The organism is Algoriphagus antarcticus (assembly GCF_002150685.1).
Taxonomy (GTDB): domain Bacteria; phylum Bacteroidota; class Bacteroidia; order Cytophagales; family Cyclobacteriaceae; genus Algoriphagus; species Algoriphagus antarcticus.
On the sequence record NZ_MSSW01000021.1, the window covers coordinates 1 to 1,299 of the forward strand.

Genomic DNA, 1,299 nt, shown 5'->3' on the forward strand with positions numbered 1-1,299 from the left:
ATGTTTACTCCTAAGTGGCCGTATGCCACCCACCCTGTAAGCTGGCTCTTCGGTAAAATGATCCAAAGGGATCATTTCTTTACGCTCAGCCCTAATTATAAAGATATGGATTGACTTTGATACCGCCATACTGATATCCGAGTCCGCTGAGTTCTACTCCCCAAGGCTTCCCGATATCATTTCACTGTTGACCCCATATTATCGGGACAGATCTATAATTTCAGTTAAAAACATTTCTCTATTTTTTTAGATTTATCCAAATATCTCCTGATAAATTCTTCTTCAAAATTCTCAAAAGCTAAGCTATCATCTATTACTTCAAAATATGTAGGGCTTAGCCTAAGCCTATATAACTTCCTTTCCTCTTTATTACTTCTTATAACTAATGTAGACTTAGAGTTGTGCACAACTTCCCAATTTCTCATTCGACCCTTTCTTGAGTCCGAAATAAATAATGAATCATTAGTAAGTATATACTCATATTTTATCGGGCCGTACGATTCATGATTAACTACCCACTCATGCTCGTTAACATATAGCTCAGAGTAGGTTGAATCAACTTCAATTGACCACCAATTCCCAATAACTTGATTTGAAGACAATTTCTTGGAACATCCAAGTAAAATCAAAACACATAAAGCAAAACATAATCTTTTTATCATAGTCCCATTCCATTAAATATCGTATTAGAAAAATTAACGAATACATTCCAATCGCTAAATCTTATCGTCCCAATAGCACTTTTTCTTTCATCAAAAAAACCTCTTAACCTTAAACCGTATGGGTGAGACATCACCTTTTTATCTAATGGACTAATATGTGGGAAATTTAACTCAACTAGATTATTTCTTGAGAACCCGAATTCGTAGCCACTAGTCCTTCCTGCTGCATAAAATAAATATCTATTAAATGTTATATTATTACCAGTATACATGTCGATAGTTGTATTTGTATTACTAAGTGTACCTATATGCCTATATCCTGCACCTAAATCCCCTTTTTTTCTAAAACTATCAAAAAAACTAAAATCTAAAAAATCACTCAAATTATCGCCTGCTTTCGCATTTGCAAGCATATTTGCCAAAGTTTGTAGTTTATCCTGATTATTTATCGGCCCTCGTTTAGTCGTAACTGAAATATTGCTGCCATTCTCAAAATTCACTGTGACTTGTTGTGATGGAATGATCTCCGTCCCATTCAAATCAAAAGTACCTCCTGTGGAAAAAACACTACCGCTCTCGATTAATTCTCCATACCCTCCCTTTACGAATTCAAACATCTCACTTTGATCAGACCCCA

At 35.0% G+C, this 1,299-nt stretch carries 2 protein-coding genes; both read right to left on the bottom strand.

What is annotated here, in order from left to right:
• Window positions 1–224: 224 nt before the first annotated feature.
• Complete coding sequence (locus tag BVH04_RS09485) at window positions 225–662, bottom strand: hypothetical protein (RefSeq protein ID WP_086541237.1); 438 nt, start codon at window positions 660–662, stop codon at window positions 225–227.
• A partial coding sequence (locus BVH04_RS09490) for a hypothetical protein (RefSeq protein ID WP_205635831.1) occupies window positions 659–1,299 on the bottom strand: 641 nt, incomplete at its 5' end. The genes BVH04_RS09485 and BVH04_RS09490, both read right to left, overlap by 4 nt.

Excerpts from the sequence above, each read along its gene's own strand:
- BVH04_RS09485 (WP_086541237.1), bottom strand. The coding sequence starts at position 662 with ATGATAAAAAGATTATGTTTTGCTTTATGTGTTTTGATTTTACTTGGA.